The sequence below is a fragment of the Kibdelosporangium philippinense genome, assembly GCF_021390435.2.
GTDB lineage: Bacteria > Actinomycetota > Actinomycetes > Mycobacteriales > Pseudonocardiaceae > Kibdelosporangium > Kibdelosporangium philippinense.
The window spans coordinates 2,550,580-2,570,841 of record NZ_JAJVCN010000001.1 but is presented as its reverse complement, the minus strand read 5'-3'; the positions used below and the strand labels follow the sequence as shown (position 1 = coordinate 2,570,841).

The following is a 20,262-nucleotide window of genomic DNA, read 5'->3' as shown; positions in this document are numbered from 1 at the left end:
TGTTACGTCACGCATGCGCGGGTAGTCGGAAACCATGAGTGCTGAACTGAATGGACGTAGGGTCGCGGTCCTTGCCGCCGACGGTGTCGAGCAGGTAGAGCTCACTGAGCCGGTTAAGGCGGTGCGCGAGGCCGGGGCGACGGCTGAGTTGCTGTCCATCAAAGGGGGTGCCATCCAGGCAATGAACCACGACGTGGAGAAGGCTGACACCTTCCCGGTGGACAAGCAGGTGTCCGCCGTCTCCGTCGACGACTACGACGCGCTGCTTTTGCCCGGCGGGACCACGAATCCAGACAAGCTGCGGATGGACGCCTCCGCTGTGGCGTTCGTCAAATCGTTCGTGGAGTCGGGAAAACCGGTAGGTGTGATATGTCACGGTCCGTGGACTCTTGTCGAGGCTGACGTGGTTCGCGGCCGGACGCTCACGTCATGGCCGAGCGTGCGGACCGACATCCGCAACGCGGGCGGCCGGGTGGTGGACCAGGAAGTCGTGGTCGACGGCAACATCACCTCCAGCCGCAACCCTGATGACCTGCCCGTGTTCTGCAAGGAAGTCGTCACCCAGTTCGCGGAGGGACGGCAGCACGCAACGACGTGAGCACCGCGGCCGAGCGCTACCGGCGCGCGAGCGACTATCTCGCCGCGTGCATGATTTACCTGCGCGACAACGTCTTGTTGCGGGAACCGCTCAAGTCTGAGCACATCAAGCCACGTCTGCTTGGGCATTGGGGCACGTGTCCCGGAATCACCTATATCTACAACGGGTTGAACGGCCTGGTCGCCCGCACGGGTCGACGCACCCTGCTGGTGACCGGGCCTGGCCATGGCGCCCCGGCTGTGCACGCGAACCTGTGGCTGGAAGGCACACATCAGCTCTACGATCCGTCCCTGTCGCTCGACGAGGCCGGAATGACCGAGCTGATCAAGCGTTTCTCCTGGCCAGGCGGGTTTCCCAGTCACCTGTCGCCGGAAGTCCCTGGTGTGATCCACGAAGGCGGTGAGCTGGGGTACGCGTTGTCCACGGCGGCCGGGGCGGCGCTGGACGACCCTGGATTGTTGGCGGCGTGCATCATCGGCGACGGTGAAGCCGAGACTGGGCCGACCGCGGCTTCCTGGCACGCCAACAAGTTCCTCAATCCGTACACCGACGGGACGGTCCTGCCGATCCTGCACCTCAACGGGTACAAGATCTCCTCGCCGACCGTGTACGGCGTGATGAGTGACGAGGAACTGATCTCGTACTTCCTTGGCGCGGGTTGGTCGCCGACGATCGTCGACGTCCAGCGTGCCGCGGATCCCGATCTGATGTTGGCGCAGGCGTTGGACCAGGCGATGGCCGAGACACGGCCGATGCTGATCGTGCGTTCCCCGAAGGGGTGGGGCCTGCCGGAGTACGACGAACACGGAACGCCGCTGGCCGGGACGTTCCACGCGCACCAAGTGCCGCTGGATCAGGATCAGGTGCCGCTGCTGGAATCCTGGTTGCGTTCGTACCGGCCGGAGGAGCTGTTCGACGAGCGCGGGCGGCCTTTCGACGACCTGCTTTCGGTCTTGCCACAGGAAGACCTGCGGATTGGCCGGGTGCCGCAGGCGAATGGCGGCGCGTTGCGGCGTGACCTGCCCATGCCACCGCTGGCGAAATTCCAGACCGAGGCCGGTTGTGTCGCAAGCGCCAACGAGGTTCTCGGCTCGTGGCTGGCGGAGTTGTTCACCGCGACCGAGGATCGCCGGGATTTCCGGATCGTCTGCCCGGATGAACTGGAATCCAACAAACTCGGCGCCGTGCTCGACGTGACCGACCGTGCGTTCACCTGGCCGATACCGGGTTACGCCGAACACGTCGGCCCTTGCGGCCGGGTTGTCGAGGTGCTGTCCGAGCACATCTGCCAAGGCTTGCTGCAAGGCTATCTGCTGACCGGGCGGCACGGGCTGTTCCCGTGCTACGAGGCGTTCGCGGCCATTGTGGACTCGATGGTGAACCAGTACGCCAAGTTCCTCAAGATGTCGGCCGAAGTGCCGTGGCGGAAACCGGTCGCCAGCTTGAATTATCTGCTCACCAGCGAAGGATGGCGCCAGGAGCACAACGGCTACAGCCACCAAGGCCCGGGATTCATCAACAACATCCTGACCAAGAAGGCTTCCGTTGCTCGGGTCTACCTGCCGCCGGACGCCAACACCCTGCTGCACACCATGCGGCACTGCCTTGCCGGGACCGGCCGGATCAACCTGGTCGTGGCGAGCAAGCAGGAGTATCCACAGTGGCTTGATTTCGACACTGCCGAGGCCCATTGCCGTGCGGGCTCAGGTGTCTGGGAATGGGCGGCGGACGACCCGCGGCCTGAAGTCGTGCTGGCGGCCGCCGGAACCGTGCCAACCGTGGAAACGCTGGCTGCGGTTGCGCTGCTTCGTGAACACGCGCCGGATATGCGCCTCCGAATGGTCAACATCGTGGATCTGCTGTCGCTGGCGCCGCCCGATCGACACCCGCACGGGTTGGACATCGACGCGTTCACTCGCTGCTTCGGCCTGGAAATGCCTGTCGTGATGGCATTCCACGGCTACCCGTCGGCTGTTCACGAGGTGTTGCACGGCCGTCGCACACCGGAACGTTTCCATGTGCACGGCTATCAAGAGGAAGGCACGACGACAACGCCATTCGATCTCTTGGTCAGCAACACCATGAGCCGCTACGACCTCGCTGCCGACGCGGTGCGACGCGCATGGCGCATCAAAGGCGCACCCATCGCGGAGTCGCTCATCGCCAAACGTGACGCGGTCCTTGAGACGGCACGGAAGAACGGTGTCGATCCACCTGAAATAAGTGAATGGCGGTGGTCAGCGTGACAGTGGTGCTCACTGTCAACCCGGGCTCGCACAGCCTGAAACTACATTTGATCGACCCGGTGACCGACGAAGTCCTCACGTCCGAAACCAGCAACTCGGTGCCTGACGCCAAGTCCGCAGCGTCCGCATTGGACGACCTGCTCGGTGACACCGGGATTTCAGCCGTCGGACATCGCCTGGTGCACGGTGGCCCACACCTGCGCACGCCGACTGTGGTCGATGCCGCCGCTATCGACCACGCCCGAGCCGTAGCCGATCTCGCTCCTCAGCACGTCCCGGTGACGTTGGAAATCCTCAGTGCGGCGTGTGATCGCCTGCCGGATGTGCCGCATGTCCTGTGCCCGGACACAGCTTTTCACGCGAACCTGCCGGAAGTCGCAGCCACTTACCCGGTTCCGTCGTACTGGCGGGAGCGTTTCGGCATCCGCCGGTATGGCTTTCATGGCCTGTCGTATGCCTGGGCCACGACTCGCGCGGCCTCGTTGCTCAACTGCCCGGCCGATTCGGTGAACCTGCTGCTGGCCCATCTCGGCGGCGGGTGTTCGGTCTGCGCGGTGCGTGACGGGTCCAGTGTGGATACTTCGATGGGGTTCACTCCGTTGGAAGGCGTGCCGATGAGCACCCGGTCCGGCAGTGTCGACCCCGGCATGCTGCTGTGGCTGCTGGAACGGATGCCGCTCGAGCAGGTGCGCGAGGAGTTGTACCACCAGTCTGGACTGCTCGGCCTGTCGGAAAGTTCCGGTGACACAAGGGAACTCGTGCACGGTGACGGCAAAGCCAAGCTCGCACTGGATGTTTTCACATTGCGCGTCAGTCAGGCGCTGGCCGCGATGTCCGTGCACCTGCCTCGGATCGACGCGTTGGTGTTCACCGGTGAAATCGGTTGGGATCAGCCGGAAGTACGTGAAGCGATCTGCCGCAACCTCACCCGGATAGGAGTTCCCGCCACTCTCCCTGAGGGAAATCCCACCACGGACGCGGTTCTGTCCTCCAGGTTCGCTCCAGTGCCGGTGCTGGCGATCGAGCCACGGGAGGAGCTCCAAATCGCGCGGGAAACCGCACGAACCGTGCGTGTGAACGCCCGGCGAGCGGGTAGTCAACGGTAGGAAGGGAAAAACGACTGAAAGGCACCGGAAGTGACGACCATTCAGCAATCGATCGACGTGCGTGTTCCGGTTTCCACCGCGTACAACCAGTGGACGCAGTTCGAGTCGTTCCCGTACTTCATGGACGGCGTCGACCGTATCGTGCAGGTGACCGACACGATGACCCACTGGGAAACCAGTATTGGCGGCGTACGCAGGGAATTCGACGCGCAGATCACCGAGCAGCACCCGGACGAGCGGGTCGCGTGGCAGGCTGTTGGCGGGCAGCAGCAGGGCGGTGTGGTGACATTTCACCGCCTTGACAACGAGACCACCCGCGTGAACGTACAGATGGAATACGACCCGGAGAACTTCACCGAGAAACTCGGTGCCGGACTCGGCGTGATCGACCGCAAGGTCAAGGGCGACCTCGAGCGGTTCAAGGAGTTCATCGAAGGCCGCGGCCGGGAGACTGGCGGCTGGCGTGGCGATGTGAGCCGTTCACCGCAAGCTGGCGAGTAGTCATGCCAGGCCGGGAGGTTATGCCGAGTACCGTGCGCCGGTCTTCTGAGAAGGCACAGGCGACATGGGTGAAGACGTATGACTCGGCTCTGGAGACGTACGGCGAGGGTGAACGGCCACGCCGTACGGCCTTCGCGGCGCTGAAGCACTCCTTCGAGAAGGTCGGCGACCACTGGGAACCCAAGAAGGAGAAGGGCCCGTCCGACCCGCAGGCCGCAGGCAGCTACGGCGAGCGGGAAGGGCAGAGCGCTGGCGGCGTGGACCTCAACGCCAGCAAGTCACATCTTTACGACCTGGCTAAACGCCTTGAAATCCCAGGGCGTTCGCGGATGAGCAAGAAACAGCTCGCAACGGCCATCCAGAAGGCCAACGACCGAGCCACCGCCCAAGCCCGTTCGTAAAGGAAAAGGCGCGCCTGCAGGGTGGCTGCAGGCGCGCCTTTCTCTCCCACTATTACGGGTAGTTGATGACGTTCACCGGGTTGCCGGTGTTGACCGGGCCCGCGGTGTTGTTGATCAACCGGTTGATCGTGCCGATGCCACCGCCGAGCGAGACGCCGACGAGGTTGTGGAACCGCACATTCGGGTTGTTCGGCACTTCGAACGCCCGCTCCGCGACCACGCTGCGGTTGACGTTGAAGAACACGTACGCCCCAAGGCCCCACGCTTCATGGCTGGTCACATGGTCGGCCACCTTGTACGCGGCCCAGCCCCTCGTTGAGCCGTTCATGTACTCGCCCTGGCTGGGCGGGTCGTAGGGCAGTTCGTTCTGGAAGAAGTAGACCCTGCCGCCCTGGCCGTTCCAGATCACGTTGTACTGCTGGTAGTGCTCGACGAACAGGCCGTAGAACGTCACGTTGTTGCCGTTGACGATCAGGCCGTTTCGGCCCGTGTTCTGATACCAGCCGGTCGGCACGCCGTTCTCGGCGTGGTCAGCTCGCCAGATCCACGTATGGTCGCCGATCACGTTGTGGCTGTTGATGGTCAGGCTGTTCGTCGCCTTGCCGACCCATGGCCCGCCGACCCGGAAGAACACGTCGTGCAGTGACGTCGGGTTCGCCGCGTGGCTGGCGTTCGAGCCCTGCGGCCCGACCTCCATCAGCAGGTTCGAGTTGGTCACGTTGGCGTCGAACATGATGCCCGCGACCTTCACACCGTCCACATCGGCCACCTGCATGGCCAGAATGCCGTTCTCCGGCACCAGGGTCGCCAGGCCGAGCCCGAGCACCACGGTGTCGGGACGGGTCACCCTGATGGTCTCGTTGACCCGGTAGACGCCCGGCGTGAACAGCAGGTTCTTGCCAGCCGCCAGTTCGGCGTTGATCTGCTGGGCGGTGTGGCCCGGCTTGACCACGAAGAACTGCTCGATCGGCAGCGACTGGCCCTGCTGCTGGCCCTGCCAGGTGATACCGCTGGTGTTCTGCCGCAGGCCAGGCACGAAGACCTGGTACTGGCCCGCGTTGTCGATGTACAGGAACGGCTTCTCCCGCACGAGCGGCGTCTGCGCGACCCGGGTGTACGGCGGGTTCGGGAAGTTGCCCGCTGGCGCGTTCTCCACGCCGACGAACACCATGTTCCAGTTCGAGCCCGTCCAGCCGCCGCCGAAGCGGGAGTTACGCGTGATCCACTGCTGCTGCGAGCCGGAGCGGACCTGGCCGTCGATCAGCGTGTCGGACATCCAGCCACCACTGGACCATCCGCCGTCGTCGAGCAACAGGTTGCCGCGCACGTGCATACGCCGGTACGGCGCCGCCTGGGACACTGCCCAGCGGTCCGTGCCGCCGTTCGGCGTGACCGACAGGTTTTCCGCCGAGCGCCAGAAGTTCTGGGTCGCGTTGCCGCCGAACCAGTCGGCTTCGACGTGCACCGAGCCGTTGATGTTCACCGCGTCCGGCGTGAACCCGAGACCGGCGATCTGGGTGAAGAAGCCGATGTTCGCGTTGACGTTGTAGTTGCCGGGCTTGAACAGCAGTGCGACCCGGTTCTGCCCGAACTGCGCGCGCTCCTGCTGGCGGAACACGGAGTCCAGCCTGCTCTGAATGGCCGCAGCGGACATCGACGGGTCGAAGACGTATGTGTTCGGGCCGAGATCGATGTCGCCTCCCGGAGGTGGCTCACTGCCCACCGGGGTGAGCGTGAAGGACTGTGCTGCGGTGTTGTTGCAGGTGTACTGCTGCAACTGCTGGCCGTCGGCGGTCGACGCGCCCGGCACGTCGATGCACTTTCCGCTGTGCCTTGACACGAAGTGGTACGCGCCGCCCGCTTCCTCGACAGCTTGCCATTGCTGGTTGTTGCCGCCGCCGTAGGTCCACAGGTGGATCAGGCCACCGTCCGCAGTGGACACATCGGCCACGTCCCACACCTGCGAGGTGAGGTTGCGGGAGTTGACCCGGTAGTAGCCGTCGCCGGTCGGCTGGAACTGCCACTGCTGCGAGCCGGTGCTGTTGCAGGCGTACTGCTGCACGGCGGTGCCGTTCGCGGTACCCGCGGCGCGTGCGTCGACACACTTGCCGCTGTTGACGCTGGTTGCCGTGTACCACTGGGCCGGATCGATCGCCGCACTCGCTTCCCGCGGGGCGACCACCGTGATCACCGTGAGGTACGCGGCGACGAGGCTGACAACTGTCATTGCAAAGGTGATGATCTTGGTCCTGCGTCTGCGCAGGACCTCACCCGAGAACACGATGGTTCCTCCATCTGCCGCATCGATGCGGCATGCAGGGTCAGAGGAGTTGTCCGAGAAAAAGCAGGGGTAGCGGAGCCTTCACTCCGCGTGAGCAGGGACTCTAAGTGGTTGAACCAATCGTGTCAATGACTCTAAATAAAAGGCGTAAACAAAGGCTCGCTCAACAAAGGAAATCGTCCGAGCGGGCCGATCCGATCAGCCGGAACTTACGCTGAGTCCGCTGGTAGAAGGTCGTTCGGCCGAGCCGGACAACGCGCGCGGCACCGGGAAGTGCGGTCAGGTCGATCATCGTGCCCGGCTGTACCTTGCCCATCAGTCGGCCGTCTGCTTCCAGTGCCACCTCACCGCTTGCATCCATCACCTCGAGCGCCAGCTTCTCGCTCGTGGAGAGGAACAATGCGCGGTTGAAAGCCGAATGCGGCGCGGCGGGCGTGACCAACAGGCCTTCGGCACGTGGCGACACGATTGGGCCGCCCGCGGCGAAGTTGTACGCTGTCGAACCCGTCGGCGTGGCCACAACGACCGCGTCGGCCGCGTATTCGACGAACGGATGTCCCTCCACGTGCAACATCACCTCGGTCATCCCGAAACCGGGCACCCTGACCAGTGCGATGTCGTTGAACGCGACAATGTCCTGCTCCCCCATCGTCGCGCACAGGCCAGACCGGGTCTCCACGGTGAACCGGTGGTCGTCGATGGCGTTCAGCGCGCTGCCAAGCTCCGGAACGTCCACTTCGGCGAGGAAGCCGAGCCTGCCGAGATTCACACCGAGCACCGGGATCCGGTTGCCGATCCGGAACGCGCGCAGCATGGTGCCGTCGCCGCCGAGGCTGACGATAAGATCCGCCCGCTCGTGCAGTTCGTCCTCGGTCACCGGTTTGACAAGACCGTTGGCCCTGACGACCTCACTGGCCAGACCGAACACGTCGGTCTGCCGGGCTCTGGCCCACTCCGTGATCGTCTCGATCACCGGGACGCAGTCCCGGCGAGGATGCAGGACAAGACCAATGGCGCGGATCAAACCGATCACCTCGGCAAGAATTGGATAACCCTGGCTACCGCAACGCGAGCTTATGTTGGCAAGATACGGCCGTTCGGGTGACGCGCGCGAGGAGGCAGCAGGGTGAACCCGCAGACGACGCAGGTCGATGACCTGCGATTGGTCGCGTTACCGACGGCGGTGAACTGCGCGGACATGTTCGTCAGGTTCGCACTCACCGAGTGGTCGCTGCGGCAACTACAGGACGAAGCAAGCCACGTGGCCTGCGAGCTGGTGCATGCCGTGGTACAGCAGAACGACTCGAAAGTGCCCGGATTCATCACATTGCGGTTACGACTGCACGGCGATGCCCTGGTGATCGAAGTCGAGGACGCGATGCTGCTGCCCCCGGTCGTGCCGGAGACGCTCGAAGGCCGCAAGACGGGGTCCATGTCGCTGCAGGGCGGCGGGAACCTGATGTGGTGCGAGCTCGGCCTGCCGACGGGTATGAAGGCCTCGGCGGTGCCACTGCCGCGCCGGGAACGGCGTAAGCCACCGGCCAGCGCGGGACCAGCCGAACCGGAGCAGGCGGACGTGGACGACGAGTTCTTCGAGCGGCTGCTGTCCAAGCTGAACCGCTCTGAACCACCCCCGGGCAGCGGCCCGCATGGGCTGCGGTAGAACACCCAGGTGAGCAAAGGTTCGACATCAGACGACCCGTTGCGGGTCGACCGGCGGGTCGCGGGGCCCGCGGTCGTGCTGCACGTGGCCGGCGAGATCGACATGAGCACCGCGCCAATGCTGGCGGAGGAGTGTGACCAGGCGATCGAGTCGGCACCCGGCAGGCTGGTTGTCGACCTGTCCGACGTGACGTTCTTCGGGTCCGCCGGGCTCGCCGTGCTGCTGGACGCCCACCAGCGCGGCGAGCAGGAGGGCGTCCAGGTCAGACTGGTGGCCGACGGCCGTCCGGTCCTGCGGTCCATCGAGATCGCGGGTGTGCAGGAAATGCTTCCGGTGTATCCGGATCTGGAGAACGCGCTGGCCTAGCCTCGTGAGTGGTTATGCGTGTTCTAACGCTACTAACCACTCACGAGGTCTGACCAGCATGTTCCCTATCTCGGCCTGCATCCGGTTCTCGTGCATGTTCACGCCGACATCCCCGATGAGCAAGCCATCGCGAGCGACGGCCCACTGATACCAGCCGGTCCCAGAGGGATCACCGGACGCATGTCCAGCAACCTCAGCGGCGGCCTCCTGGAGAAGAAGCGGCGTATCCCAGGACTGATACCTGGCCACCTCGGGGTCCGAGCGGTACGCGGCGAAAGCCGCCGCGTCGTCCGCCTGGAACGCCCGGATGGCCAGGCGATCGGTTTTCAGCACGTCAGCTTCCCGGCAGCGTGATCACGCTCGATGGAACGGCAGTGTCGTTGCGCAGCGCGTCGAACAGGGTCTTGGTCTTGTTCTGGTCCCACAGGATCACCGAGCCGATCTTGGCGACGCTCCGAGAGCCGCCGATGGGCACGCTCGTGCTCACCGTCGAACCACTGCTCGCGCCCGCGATGGCGAAGGCGAGGCTGGGCAGGTTGTGCAGGTGGTCGCCCTCCCCGAGGGTGATCGCGTCCGGCGCGTCGGCCAGCAACGGAACCATCCGGAACGGGTTGAGCAGCGTCCCGGGGCTGGCAACCTTGTCCATCAACGCGCCGATGAACTGGCGCTGCCGGACCACGCGGTCGATGTCGGCACGGGGCGTCGCGCGGGTTCGCACGTAGCCCAAAGCGTTGGCGCCGTCGAGCTCCTGGCAGCCAGCCGGGAGGTCGATACCGGCGAGGGGGTCCTTGATTGGCTTGTCGAGGCACATCTCCACGCCGCCGACCGCGTCGACGAGGCTGGCGAAGCCGCCGAAGCCGATCTCGATGTAGTGATCGAGCCTGAGATTCGTGTTCTTCTCGATGGTCTGCGCCAGCAGAGCCGGGCCACCGAGCGCGTACGCGGCGTTCAGCTTGTTCTTGCCTTTGCCCGGGATGTCCACATAGGAGTCACGCAGCATGCTGACCAAGGTCGGCTTCTGGTCGTTGTCCGGCAGGTGCAGCAGCAGCATGGTGTCCGTGCGCTGCCCCTTCGCGTCGCCGGTGGACAGACGCTCCTGGTCCTCAGCGTCCAGACCGGCGCGGCTGTCCGAGCCGACAATCAGCCAGTTCGTGCCAGCGCCCGCGGCCGGGCGGCCGGAGTAGTCGCTCAGCGCGGCAACCCGCTTGATGGACGACTCCATGTAGATCCACGTCGCCGCGATCAGCACGACGATCGCCAGCAGGATGATCAGCAGGATCTTGCCGACCTTGCGCTTGCGGCGTGGCGGACGGCCGCCTGGTGGCGGTGCCTGCTGACCGGGTGGCTCGTAGGGCGGCGGCGGTTGCCGGTATCCACCTTGCGGCTGCCGGTAGTCGCCTCTCTGGTCCTGCCGGTAGTCGCCGCGCTGGTCATACTGCGGCGGCGCCTGCCCCGGAACCGGGTAGGCGCGGGTCTGACCGTCCCTCGAACCGTACGGCTGCCCGTGAGTCATCCTCGTCCTCATATTCAGTCCCCCGACCATTTCAAGGATGCTCACAAGGACGTGAGACCGCAGGCCGAGGTTGCTCCTCATACCCTACGGAGTCGGCCGTTCACCCCTCGCGAGAGTGCGCGAGTTGATCAAGAGCGAACTCCCGTACCAGGTCACGCCATACGTGCGGCTTACGCAGCAAGGCATGCGTCTCACCGTCGACCAACCGCAGATCGACCCGATCGGTCACCTGGGCGGCCCGGCGCGCATAGTCCTTCGACGAACGCGGATTCGTAACACGGTCCTGTTCGCCGTGCCCGATCAGGACCGCACGACCGGCCAGTTGCTGAACCGGATCAGTTGGTTCGCACCACGGAGCCAGGCCGCAGACAGCGGTCACAGCGGGATCGTCGGCGACGCGGAACGCGACCCGGCCACCCATTGAGTGACCAACGAGGACGATCGGAACCCCGGGAAACCTACTGTGTATCTGCGCCAGCGCCCACCGCGCATCCTGAACTGGGTCCAACACGGGCGCGTTCCACCCGCGAACGCGGTAACGCAACAAAAACACAGCCAGATCCGGCAGACCAGCGAGGTTGCGCGCGAACGGGACCATCCGCAGATACGCGAGGGCGAAGCGCGGCACTGGCTCCTGCCCGAACTCGCGGCCGCCATGCAGAACGAGCGCGACCGCCCGCGGCGTGCGGGAACCGAGCTGACTCAGATGGGGTAGGGGCACGTTTGCAACACTAATATCGTGATCGAGCACATCGGGATCAGCACAGACATAGGCCGGTTCGACGCGCTGGCCGCAGGCCCTGAAGACGCCCGTGGCGTGCTGCTGCTGCACGGCTTCCCTGAGGCGTCCACGGTATGGGAGCACCAGCTGGCGACGCTGTCGGCGGCGGGCTACCGGGCGATCGCGCCCGACCAGCGCGGCTACTCCCCCGACGTCCGCCCGGAGCAGCCGTCGGATTACAGCATCGAAGACCTGGCCGGTGACGTGCTACGAATCGCGGACGCCGTCGGCTGGACGACATTCGACCTTGTCGGCCACGACTGGGGCGGCAACGTCGCGTGGCACGCGGCGGCCGAATATCCCGACCGGGTCCGGACCCTGACCGCGGTCTCCACCCCGCACCCGGGCGCGTACGCACTGGCGATGCGAGAGGACGAAGACCAGCAGCAGCGCAGCTCCTACGTTCCCGCCTTGCAGAACGTCCAAGGCGCGTCGAAGCACCTGCTGGCCAACGACGCGGCGGCATTGCGACAGGTCTACGAAAACCTGGTCCCGCGTGAGCACGTCCGTGAATACGTGGAGCGGTTCTCCGAGCCGGGCGCGCTGATCGCCGCGCTGAACTGGTACCGAGGCATGAAGTACAGCGGCCAGACCGGCAAGGTGAAGGTCCCGACGATGTACGTCTGGGGTACCGAGGACGTCGCATTCGGTTCAACGGCAGCACTTTCCACGCACGCGTGGGTGGAGGGGCCGTACCGTTTCGAGATGTTCCAGGACATTTCACACTGGCTGCCGGAGCAGGCCGACGAAGGGCTGAGCCGGTTGCTGCTCGAGCACTTGTCCGAGCATGGCTGAGGTCGCGGGTTTGGTCCTGGCGGCGGGCGCGGGCCGCCGCTACGGCATGCCCAAGGCTCGTGTTCGGTTCCAGGGCCAGCTGTTCGTGGAGCGGGCCGTGCAGGTCCTGGAAGACGGCGGCTGCTCCCCTGTGCTCGCGGTGCTGGGGGCCGACGCGGCGGTCGTCCGGGCGGAATTGCCGGACCTCAAGGCTGTTGACAATCCGGATTGGCAACAGGGCATGGGGTCGTCACTTCGCGTCGGCCTCAAGGCCATCATCGGGGATGCCGTGATCGTCCTTCCGGTGGACACGCCAGGGATTCGTGCGGAGGCGATCCAGCGGCTCCGAGCGCTGGCGACACCGCGGGCGCTGCTGCGGGCGAGCTACCACGGCGAACCCGGCCACCCGGTCCTGATCGGCCGAGACCATTGGGACGGGGTGTACGAGCTGGCCACCGGTGATGCCGGAGCCAGGGAGTATCTACGCAGGCACAAGCCAGACCTCATCCCTTGCGAGGACGTCTCGGATGGTTCCGATGTAGACCACCCGAACCAGCTTCCCCCAGCTCAGCCCTCGTGAGTGTTTTCGCCGGTTCTAACCGGCGAAAACACTCACGAGGGCTGAGCTGGGACTCTTGACGGGCCTTCCGCAGTGGTATAGACCATTGCGAGGTCGACGAGGAGGTACCGCGAGCATGGCCGAATTCGGCAACCTGGTCAGGGAACACCTGACTCAGGTGGAGAAGCACAACGCCGACGCGTTGAACAATGTCGCCGAACTGTTCCTCGGCAGCATCCGCGCAGGGGGTCTGGTGCTGACCGGCGGGGCGGGGCACTCGCTCGCGGCAGTCGCCGAGACTTTCTACCGCGCGGGTGGCTTGGCCTGCGTGTATCCGCTGTACCACCCGGACATCCAGCCGCTGCACGGCGGCCGGGCCTCGACCAGTGCCGAGCGGCTCACCGGGCTTGCCGACGAGGTCTTCAGCAAGGTCGAACTGTCCGGCAATGACGTTCTCGTCGTCTTCTCCACCTCTGGCGTCAACCCTTACCCGGTTGAGCTCGCGATCGCCGCGCAGAACGCCGACATGCCGGTCGTGGCCGTCACCTCGAGCCCAGCCAACGCGGTCGCGCCCCGCCGGGCGGACACCACGCTGGCCGAGAACGCCTCGATCGTGCTCGACACGCTGGTTCTTCCCGGTGACTCCAGCTACCCGCCGGAGGCGCCGGTCACCGCCGCACTGTCCACTGTGGCCAATGCGTTCCTCTGGGCCGAGATCCTTGCCCGCCTTGTCGACAAGGCGGCCGAGGCGGGCGTGGAGATCCCGTTGTGGCGCAGTTCCAACGTGCCCGGCGGTGACGAGGCCAACCAGCGCTACCTAGACCTTTACGGACCTCGCGTTCCCCAGCTGTGACAACGCGGCGTACCGGCCGTCGCGGCTGAGCAACTCGTCGTGCGTGCCACGTTCGACGATCTGACCGCCCTCGATCACGAGGATCTGGTCGGCCGCGCGGATCGTGGACAACCGGTGCGCGATCACGATCGCTGTCCGGCCTTCCAGCGCGTGCACGAGCGCCTCCTGCACCGCGGCCTCGGATTCCGAGTCCAGGTGCGCGGTGGCCTCGTCGAGAATCACCACGCGCTGGTTGGCCAGCAACAACCGGGCGATCGTCAGCCGCTGCCGCTCGCCGCCGGACAACCGGTAACCCCGTTCACCGACAACGGTGTCCAGGCCTTCGGGCAGTGACGCGATCAGCTCGGACAGCCGGGCCCGAGTCAACGCGGACAGGATCTCTTCGTCCGAAGCGTCCGGGCGGGCGTAGGCGACGTTCGCCCGAATGGTGTCGTGGAACAAATGTCCATCCTGTGTCACGACACCGACCGTGTCCCTGATCGCGTCGAACGACAGATCTCGGACGTCCACATCGGACAGTTGAACCGATCCACTGTCCACGTCGTACAGTCGCGGCACCAAGGACGCGATCGTCGACTTGCCAGCGCCGGAAGAGCCGACCAATGCGACCATCTGACCGGGCTCGGCACGGAAACTGATGCCGTGCAACACTTCCTGGCCGCCACGAGCGTCAAGCGCGGCGACGTCCTCCAGTGACGCCAGCGAAACCTTCGATGCCGCCGGGTAGCCGAACTTCACGTCCGTCAGTTCCACCGAGACGCCACCGGCCGGCACCGATCGCGCGTCCGGCTTCTCCTTGATCATCGGCGGCAGGTCGAGGACCTCGAAGACCCGCTCGAACGACACCAGCGCGGTCATCACGTCCACCCGCACGTTCGCCAACGCCGTCAGTGGCGAGTACAGCCGGGTCAGCAGCAACGCCAGCGCCACGACCGTGCCAGGCGCGAGCTCTCCGCGGATCGCCAACCAGCCGCCCAGGCCGTACACGAGTGCTTGGGCCAGCGCCGAGACCAACGTCAGGCTGGTCATGAACCACCGAGTGGCCATTGCGTTCTTCACGCCGATGTCCCGAACTCGGCCAGCTTTTGTCCCGAATTCTTCCGCTTCCGCTTTCGGCCTGCCGAATAGCTTCACCAAAGTCGCGCCTGGCGCGGAAAAGCGCTCGGTCATCTGCGTTGTCATCGCCGCGTTCAGGCCGGACGCCTCACGCTGCAGGTCAGCGAGCCTGCGACCGACCCGGCGGGCGGGCAGCACGAACACCGGCAGCAGGATCAGCGCCAACGCCGTGACCTGCCACGACAGTGTCATCATCACGCCGAGCGAAAGCACGAGCTGAATCACGTTGGCGACAAGACCGGAGAGAGTCGACGTGAATGCGCGCTGCGCACCCATAACATCGTTATTCAGCCTGCTGACCAGAGCGCCCGTTCTTGTCCTTGTGAAGAACGCCACCGGCATCAGCTGCACATGCTGGAAAACCGCGCGGCGCAGATCGAAGATGAGACCTTCCCCGATTCGTGCGGACTGCCAGCGTTCCACCAATCCAAGCCCCGCGTCGAGGATCGCGAGTGCCGCAATCAGAACAGCGAGCCAAATCGCCAAACTGGCGTCCTTGCCGCTGACAATCGCGTCGACCACACGCCCGGCGAGCAATGGCGTGGTTACTGCCAGCACTGCCGATGCGACAGTGAGTATCAGAAACGCAATGAGCAGCTTCCGATGCGGTTTCGCAAAACGGAGGACCCGCCGTATTGTCCCTTTCCGAACTCCTTTTGGCGCGCTCGCACTGCGCGCCGCCCCCATCATCAGGTTCCAGCTTCCGTCCACGCAAGCGACCTCACTTTCGCACACACCAACACCCGTGAACGGCTGTCACTTCCCGCTCGGTAGAGTTTTCGCTGTGGGCGATCGGGGCAGGGATCTCAAGCTGGACGTCGCCATCTACCTTGGCTGCGCCGCATTCGCCATCCCGACCGCCATCGGTTCGGAGTTCTACGGCTACAAGATCTGGGGCAACTTCGCCTCGGTGGCCTATCTGTTCGGTGCCGCCCACGCGATCTACCTGTTGACCAGCACAGGAAGCGGTTGGCTGCGTTCCCGGTGGGTTCCGGTCGCTGTCGTCGGCTGTGTCGGCATGGTCGCGCCGTTGATCATGTTGATCTTCCGCAGGCTGACCGGTACGGACTGGCTGATCACACCGTTTTCCTGGGCCGCGCAGCCGGAAGTCTGGGTGATCGAACGATCAGCTCAGCTGCTGTTCGACACGGGCACGCCGTACGTGGACATCGCGGCCCTGCCGCGGCCGCCGGAAGTCAACGACTACACGCCTTATGGCCCGGCGATGGCCATTTTCGGCATCCCACGGGCGCTGCTCGGCGGCGCGCTCACCGACGCGCGGATCATGTTCGCGCTGGCCACGATCGCCACCATCGCGCTCTCGCTCAAGCTGCTCGGCTGGCCGAAACCGCCGGTCAGAGCGGCACACCTGGCCATCGTCAGCCCGCTCACCGCGCTGACCTTCGCCGTCGCCGGGCCGGACCTGGCGATCATCGGGCTGATCATCCTGTCCGGCGCGCTGGCCGCGCGTGGCAAAACGGTGTGGTGCGGCGTCGTTCTGGCAGTGGTGGTGAGCATGAAGCTCAGCGCACTGCCGGCCGTGGTGGTGATCCTCTTCTACGTGGTCACCACCAGGGCCGGCGGCACGTCTTTGCTCCGGTTCGGCACCGCGATCATCGGGGTCACCGCGCTGCTGAACATCCCGGTGTTGATCGTCCACCCAGGAGCGTTCGTCGAACACGTGATCAAGTTCCCATCCGGGACCGGCATGATCACCTCACCCGCGGCAAGCCCGTTGCCTGGCCATTTGATCGCGAGCACCGGCCAAGTGGGACACGTGGTCGCACTCGTCCTGCTCGGGCTCACCGCGTTGGCGCTGACCATCTGGCTGTTCGTACACCCACCCGCGACCGGCTCGGCCGCGATGCTCAAGGCCGCGATCGGCCTCGGCGCCGCGATCCTGATGGTGCCAGCCAGTCGTTGGGGCTACCTGGTGTACCCACTCGTCCTGTGGGCGGCCGCGATGACGTTCGCGGTCGCCGAACGGGCCGCGTCCCGGTCGGCACAACCACGGGATCAGCATTCGATCCCGGCCAGGTAAAACACGAGTGTGCTGGGAGAACAACCAGACAGTCGCTACTTCTTCTTGGTACGCGTAGCACCACCACGACCGCGCAGCTGCACACCGGACTCCGACAGAACCCGGTGCACAAATCCGTACGAGCGGCCCGTCGACTCCGCCAAAGCGCGGATGCTCGCGCCCTTTTCGTACTTCTTCTTCAGATCAGCGGCCAGCTTGTCGCGCGTACTGCCAGTAATGCGCGCGCCTTTCTTGAGGTCAGCCACGTCTCCGCCTTCCGTAGCGAGTAACTAGGGTCACATACGACCCCTGCGCCCGCAATGATCGAACACGGAAGCGCGGAACGCCAGGCGAGTTGGAAAAATCATCATGAAGTCGCCCACTCGCACTACTCCATCCGAGTGGATCACCGATGATCGAGGCGCATCCGTGCGGGATTCAGGCCAACTGGACCAACTCAAGATAGTCTGCCGACCAATGGTCCTCGGTGCCGTCCGGCAGGAGGATCACGCGCTCGGGCTCCAGCGCCTCGACCGCGCCGGGGTCGTGCGTGACGAGCACGACCGCGCCGGAGTAACGGCGCAGCGCGTCCAGAACCTGTTCGCGGCTGGCCGGATCGAGGTTGTTGGTCGGTTCGTCGAGCAGCAACACGTTGGCCGCACTGGAGACCAGCCCGGCCAGCGCGAGCCGGGTCTTCTCGCCGCCGGACAACGTCCCGGCTGGCTGGTCCAACTGCTCGCCACGGAACAGGAAAGTGCCCAGCAGCGTACGAAGTTGCTGTTCAGGCGTGTCCGGCGCGGCGTGCCTGATGTTCTGCCACACGCTGGCCTCGTGATCGAGCGTCTCGTGTTCCTGCGCGTAGTAGCCAAGGCGCAACCCGTGTCCGGGTAGGACAGTCCCGGTGTCGGCCGGTTCCATCCCGCCGAGCAGCCGCAACAACGTTGTCTTGCCCGCGCCGTTGAGGCCGAGCACGACCACCTTGGAACCACGGTCGATCGCGAGGTCCACACCGGTGAAGATCTCAAGCGAGCCGTAGCTCTTGCTCAGATCCTCCGCGGTCAGCGGCGTCCGGCCGCAGGGCGCGGGATCGGGGAACGTGATCCTGGCGACCTTGTCGGCCTGCCGCTCGTCCTCAAGACCGGCGAGCAACTTCTCCGCCCGCTTGGCCATGTTCTGCGCGGCGACTGCCTTCGTGGCCTTGGCACGCATCTTGTCGGCCTGCGCCATCAAGGCGCCTGCCTTCTTCTCCGCGTTGGCACGCTCACGGCGGCGGCGTTTCTCGTCCGTGGCACGGGCTTCGAGGTACTTCTTCCAGCCCATGTTGTACAGATCGAGCTCGCCGCGGTTGGCGTCGAGGAACCAGACCTTGTTCACGACGGCGTCGAGAAGTTCTACATCGTGGCTGATCACCACAAGGCCACCGTCGTGCGATTTGAGGAAGTTGCGCAGCCAGGTGATCGAGTCGGCGTCCAGGTGGTTGGTCGGCTCGTCCAGCAGCAAGATCGTGCTCGACTTGCCGCCAGCGCCCGCATCGGATGCGGCGAACAGGATCCTGGACAGCTCGACACGGCGGCGCTGGCCACCCGACAGCGTGCTCAGCGGCTGCGCGAGCACCCGGTCGGGCAGACCGAGGTTGCTGCAGATCCGCGCGGCCTCGCTTTCGGCCGCGTACCCGCCGAGGGCGGCGAACCGCTCTTCGAGCCTGCCGTACTTCACGACGGCCGCTTCGCGCGCCTTCTCGTCGACCAGCTCGGCCATGGCCGACTGTGCCTTCTCCATCTCGCGCAGCAACTGGTCGAGGCCACGCGCGGAGAGCACGCGGTCCTTCGCGGTGACCGAAAGATCACCTTCGCGAGGGTCCTGTGGCAGGTAGCCGACTTCGCTGGTGCGCCGCACCGCGCCGCCGTACGGCTGGCCCTCACCGGCCAGCACACGCAGCGAAGTGGTCTTGCCCGCGCCGTTGCGGCCGACAAGGCCGATTCGGTCGCCCTGCTGGACACGAAGGGTCGTTTCCGACAGCAGGATGCGCGAGCCAGCACGCAGCTCGAGATCGATTGCAGTGATCACCAGTCAGGCTCCATAGACGAGTGGCACGCGGTGGCGACCACCGTGACAAGTTTACAGACCCGCGCTAAAGGTTTTCCCGGCCCACGATGGACCCTCGGATCCAGCGACTTACGTTGGTCCACAGTGGACTTCTTTGGCCGCGGCCGCGGTCTTCGTGTCACTATTCCGGCCATGAACAAGCCGTTGCGCTCCAGGATGGAGCGTGTCAGCGAGCGGGCGAGCGCCACCAACCTCGAACTGTTCTTCGACCTGGTCTTCGTGTTCGCGTTGACGCAGGTCACGGCCCTGATGGCGGAGTCACCCGTGAAGTGGGATGCGCTGCTGCGCGGCGCGCTGCTGCTCAGCGTGATCTGGTGGTCGTGGATCGGGTACTCCTGGCTGTCCAACTTGGTCAAGGCGGACGAGGGACTCGCCCGCATGGCGATGCTCACCGCGATGGCGGCGATGTTCCTGCTCGCCCTGGCCATCCCTGAGGCCTTCCAGGACATTTCCGGTGGCCTCGACGGCCCGCTGGTGCTCGCGTTCTGCTACCTGGCGGTGCGGGTGGTGCACATCTGGCTGTTCTGGATCGCCGCGAACGACGATGCCGAACTACGCGCACAGCTCGTCCGGTTCGTACCGTCCATGGTCGCTGGAACGACGCTGCTGGCGGTCGCCTCGCAGCTGACCGGCGCGGCCCAGATCGCGGTCTGGGCGGCAGCCGTGGTCGCCGACTACGGCGGCACGATGCTGATCGGCACGAAGGGCTGGCGGCTGTCCTCCGCGAAGCACTTCACTGAGCGCTATGGGCTGATCATCATGATCGCGCTGGGTGAGTCGATCGTCGCGATCGGTGTCGGTGTCACGCATCTGGCCATTTCGTGGCCCATCATCCTGGCGGCCATGCTCGGCCTGGCGATCGCTTCGGCGCTGTGGTGGTCGTACTTCGACACCCATGTGCTTGCCGCCGAGCAGGCACTGGCCGAGGCGCGCGGCAACGAGCGGGTCCGGATGGGCCAGATCGCCTTCACGTACCTGCACCTGCCGTTGCTGATCGGCATCGTGATGCTGGCGCTGGGGTTGAAGAAGGTCCTCAACTACGTGGGTGGCGAGGACGGCCACACCCTGACGGATCCGCTGTACGGCCCTGCGCTGTGGGCGATGTACGGCGGCGTGGCGCTGTTCATGTTCGCCTATGTGGCGGTCGGCTGGCGCACGACGCGTAACTTCAAGGTGCAGCGGGTGATCCTCGGCGTCGTGCTGCTTGCCGTGGCGCCGTTGATGTCCTACCTACCCGCGCTGGCCAGCCTCGGCCTGCTCACGGCATTGCTACTGGCCCTGATCATCTACGAATGGTTCAAGTACCACGACCTTCGCGAAGAGATTCGGCACGCCGAACCCTCGTGAGTGGTTATCAGGGTTCTAGCCCTGATAACCA

20 protein-coding genes are annotated in these 20,262 nt (G+C 65.2%); 12 read left to right on the top strand and 8 right to left on the bottom strand.

The window, feature by feature from the left end; all coding sequences use genetic code 11:
• Positions 1–34 precede the first annotated feature (34 nt).
• Genes LWC34_RS11795 through LWC34_RS11775 form a run of 5 tightly spaced genes read left to right on the top strand, consistent with a single transcriptional unit; the run spans position 35 to position 4,852 of the window.
• Entirely contained in the window at positions 35–598 is a 564-nt protein-coding gene (locus LWC34_RS11795) for a type 1 glutamine amidotransferase domain-containing protein (RefSeq protein WP_233725092.1), read from the top strand.
• The gene (locus LWC34_RS11790; protein ID WP_233725091.1) at positions 595–2,844 is read left to right on the top strand and encodes a phosphoketolase family protein; all 2,250 of its coding nucleotides are present in this window, start codon (positions 595–597) and stop codon (positions 2,842–2,844) included. Before LWC34_RS11795 ends, LWC34_RS11790 begins: the two co-directional genes overlap by 4 nt.
• On the top strand, positions 2,826–3,950 hold the full coding sequence (locus LWC34_RS11785; protein ID WP_233725090.1) for an acetate/propionate family kinase: 1,125 nt from the start codon (positions 2,826–2,828) through the stop codon (positions 3,948–3,950). Before LWC34_RS11790 ends, LWC34_RS11785 begins: the two co-directional genes overlap by 19 nt.
• A 30-nt stretch (positions 3,951–3,980) precedes the next feature.
• Positions 3,981–4,451, top strand: a complete 471-nt coding sequence (locus LWC34_RS11780) for an SRPBCC family protein (RefSeq protein WP_233725089.1) — start codon at positions 3,981–3,983, stop codon at positions 4,449–4,451.
• Positions 4,452–4,453: 2 nt separating this feature from the next.
• Complete coding sequence (locus LWC34_RS11775; protein ID WP_233725088.1) at positions 4,454–4,852, top strand: ChaB family protein; 399 nt, start codon at positions 4,454–4,456, stop codon at positions 4,850–4,852.
• Between the two features lie 52 nt (positions 4,853–4,904).
• On the opposite strand, the gene LWC34_RS11770 is transcribed toward LWC34_RS11775, so the two are convergent.
• Together LWC34_RS11770 and LWC34_RS11765 are read right to left on the bottom strand one after the other, a co-directional pair.
• On the bottom strand, positions 4,905–7,079 hold the full coding sequence (locus LWC34_RS11770; RefSeq protein ID WP_233725087.1) for a pectate lyase-like domain-containing protein: 2,175 nt from the start codon (positions 7,077–7,079) through the stop codon (positions 4,905–4,907).
• A gap of 217 nt (positions 7,080–7,296) precedes the next feature.
• Positions 7,297–8,166: an NAD(+)/NADH kinase gene (locus LWC34_RS11765; protein ID WP_233725086.1), complete on the bottom strand. Its 870-nt coding sequence runs from the start codon at positions 8,164–8,166 to the stop codon at positions 7,297–7,299.
• 93 nt (positions 8,167–8,259) lie between these two features.
• Here LWC34_RS11765 and LWC34_RS11760 point away from each other — a divergent pair, with 93 nt between their 5' ends.
• Positions 8,260–8,796: an ATP-binding protein gene (locus LWC34_RS11760; protein WP_233725085.1), complete on the top strand. Its 537-nt coding sequence runs from the start codon at positions 8,260–8,262 to the stop codon at positions 8,794–8,796.
• A gap of 9 nt (positions 8,797–8,805) precedes the next feature.
• Positions 8,806–9,162, top strand: coding sequence for an STAS domain-containing protein (locus tag LWC34_RS11755; RefSeq protein ID WP_233725084.1), 357 nt, complete (start codon positions 8,806–8,808; stop codon positions 9,160–9,162).
• A gap of 12 nt (positions 9,163–9,174) precedes the next feature.
• On the opposite strand, the gene LWC34_RS11750 is transcribed toward LWC34_RS11755, so the two are convergent.
• The 3 genes from LWC34_RS11750 to LWC34_RS11740 all read right to left on the bottom strand — a co-directional run bounded on the left by LWC34_RS11750 (position 9,175) and on the right by LWC34_RS11740 (position 11,396).
• Positions 9,175–9,495 (bottom strand): GNAT family N-acetyltransferase, encoded by a 321-nt coding sequence (locus LWC34_RS11750; RefSeq protein WP_233725083.1) that lies wholly within the window; start codon positions 9,493–9,495, stop codon positions 9,175–9,177.
• Position 9,496: 1 nt separating this feature from the next.
• Positions 9,497–10,675 (bottom strand): LCP family protein, encoded by a 1,179-nt coding sequence (locus LWC34_RS11745; RefSeq protein ID WP_233725082.1) that lies wholly within the window; start codon positions 10,673–10,675, stop codon positions 9,497–9,499.
• A gap of 100 nt (positions 10,676–10,775) precedes the next feature.
• Positions 10,776–11,396 (bottom strand): alpha/beta hydrolase, encoded by a 621-nt coding sequence (locus tag LWC34_RS11740; protein WP_233725081.1) that lies wholly within the window; start codon positions 11,394–11,396, stop codon positions 10,776–10,778.
• An 18-nt stretch (positions 11,397–11,414) separates the two neighbouring features.
• Here LWC34_RS11740 and LWC34_RS11735 point away from each other — a divergent pair, with 18 nt between their 5' ends.
• The 3 genes from LWC34_RS11735 to LWC34_RS11725 all read left to right on the top strand — a co-directional run bounded on the left by LWC34_RS11735 (position 11,415) and on the right by LWC34_RS11725 (position 13,642).
• Entirely contained in the window at positions 11,415–12,251 is an 837-nt protein-coding gene (locus tag LWC34_RS11735; protein WP_233725080.1) for an alpha/beta fold hydrolase, read from the top strand.
• Positions 12,244–12,810, top strand: a complete 567-nt coding sequence (locus tag LWC34_RS11730) for a nucleotidyltransferase family protein (protein WP_233725079.1) — start codon at positions 12,244–12,246, stop codon at positions 12,808–12,810. Before LWC34_RS11735 ends, LWC34_RS11730 begins: the two co-directional genes overlap by 8 nt.
• A gap of 115 nt (positions 12,811–12,925) precedes the next feature.
• Positions 12,926–13,642, top strand: a complete 717-nt coding sequence (locus LWC34_RS11725) for a sugar isomerase domain-containing protein (RefSeq protein ID WP_233725078.1) — start codon at positions 12,926–12,928, stop codon at positions 13,640–13,642.
• Here LWC34_RS11725 and LWC34_RS11720 read toward each other — a convergent pair.
• A complete protein-coding gene (locus LWC34_RS11720; protein ID WP_372496466.1) occupies positions 13,607–15,469 on the bottom strand; it encodes an ABC transporter ATP-binding protein in 1,863 nt (620 codons plus the stop codon). The two genes, LWC34_RS11725 and LWC34_RS11720, sit on opposite strands and share 36 nt — an antisense overlap.
• Before the next feature lie 73 nt (positions 15,470–15,542).
• Here LWC34_RS11720 and LWC34_RS11715 point away from each other — a divergent pair, with 73 nt between their 5' ends.
• Entirely contained in the window at positions 15,543–16,799 is a 1,257-nt protein-coding gene (locus LWC34_RS11715; protein ID WP_233725077.1) for a hypothetical protein, read from the top strand.
• A gap of 35 nt (positions 16,800–16,834) precedes the next feature.
• Here the strand turns inward: LWC34_RS11715 and LWC34_RS11710 are convergent, their stop codons facing one another.
• A complete protein-coding gene (locus LWC34_RS11710) occupies positions 16,835–17,044 on the bottom strand; it encodes a helix-turn-helix domain-containing protein (protein WP_033391619.1) in 210 nt (69 codons plus the stop codon).
• Between the two features lie 172 nt (positions 17,045–17,216).
• Complete coding sequence (locus LWC34_RS11705) at positions 17,217–18,845, bottom strand: ABC-F family ATP-binding cassette domain-containing protein (protein WP_233725076.1); 1,629 nt, start codon at positions 18,843–18,845, stop codon at positions 17,217–17,219.
• Positions 18,846–19,016: 171 nt separating this feature from the next.
• Between LWC34_RS11705 and LWC34_RS11700 the strand changes: the two genes are divergently transcribed.
• On the top strand, positions 19,017–20,231 hold the full coding sequence (locus LWC34_RS11700) for a low temperature requirement protein A (RefSeq protein WP_233725075.1): 1,215 nt from the start codon (positions 19,017–19,019) through the stop codon (positions 20,229–20,231).
• Positions 20,232–20,262: the final 31 nt, after the last annotated feature.

Coding starts and splice junctions, on each gene's coding strand:
- LWC34_RS11700 (WP_233725075.1), top strand. CDS start 19,017: ATGAACAAGCCGTTGCGCTCCAGGATGGAGCGTGTCAGCGAGCGGGCG.
- LWC34_RS11785 (WP_233725090.1), top strand. CDS start 2,826: ATGGCGGTGGTCAGCGTGACAGTGGTGCTCACTGTCAACCCGGGCTCG.
- LWC34_RS11775 (WP_233725088.1), top strand. CDS start 4,454: ATGCCAGGCCGGGAGGTTATGCCGAGTACCGTGCGCCGGTCTTCTGAG.
- LWC34_RS11745 (WP_233725082.1), bottom strand. CDS start 10,675: ATGACTCACGGGCAGCCGTACGGTTCGAGGGACGGTCAGACCCGCGCC.
- LWC34_RS11730 (WP_233725079.1), top strand. CDS start 12,244: ATGGCTGAGGTCGCGGGTTTGGTCCTGGCGGCGGGCGCGGGCCGCCGC.
- LWC34_RS11770 (WP_233725087.1), bottom strand. CDS start 7,079: ATGACAGTTGTCAGCCTCGTCGCCGCGTACCTCACGGTGATCACGGTG.
- LWC34_RS11725 (WP_233725078.1), top strand. CDS start 12,926: ATGGCCGAATTCGGCAACCTGGTCAGGGAACACCTGACTCAGGTGGAG.
- LWC34_RS11795 (WP_233725092.1), top strand. CDS start 35: ATGAGTGCTGAACTGAATGGACGTAGGGTCGCGGTCCTTGCCGCCGAC.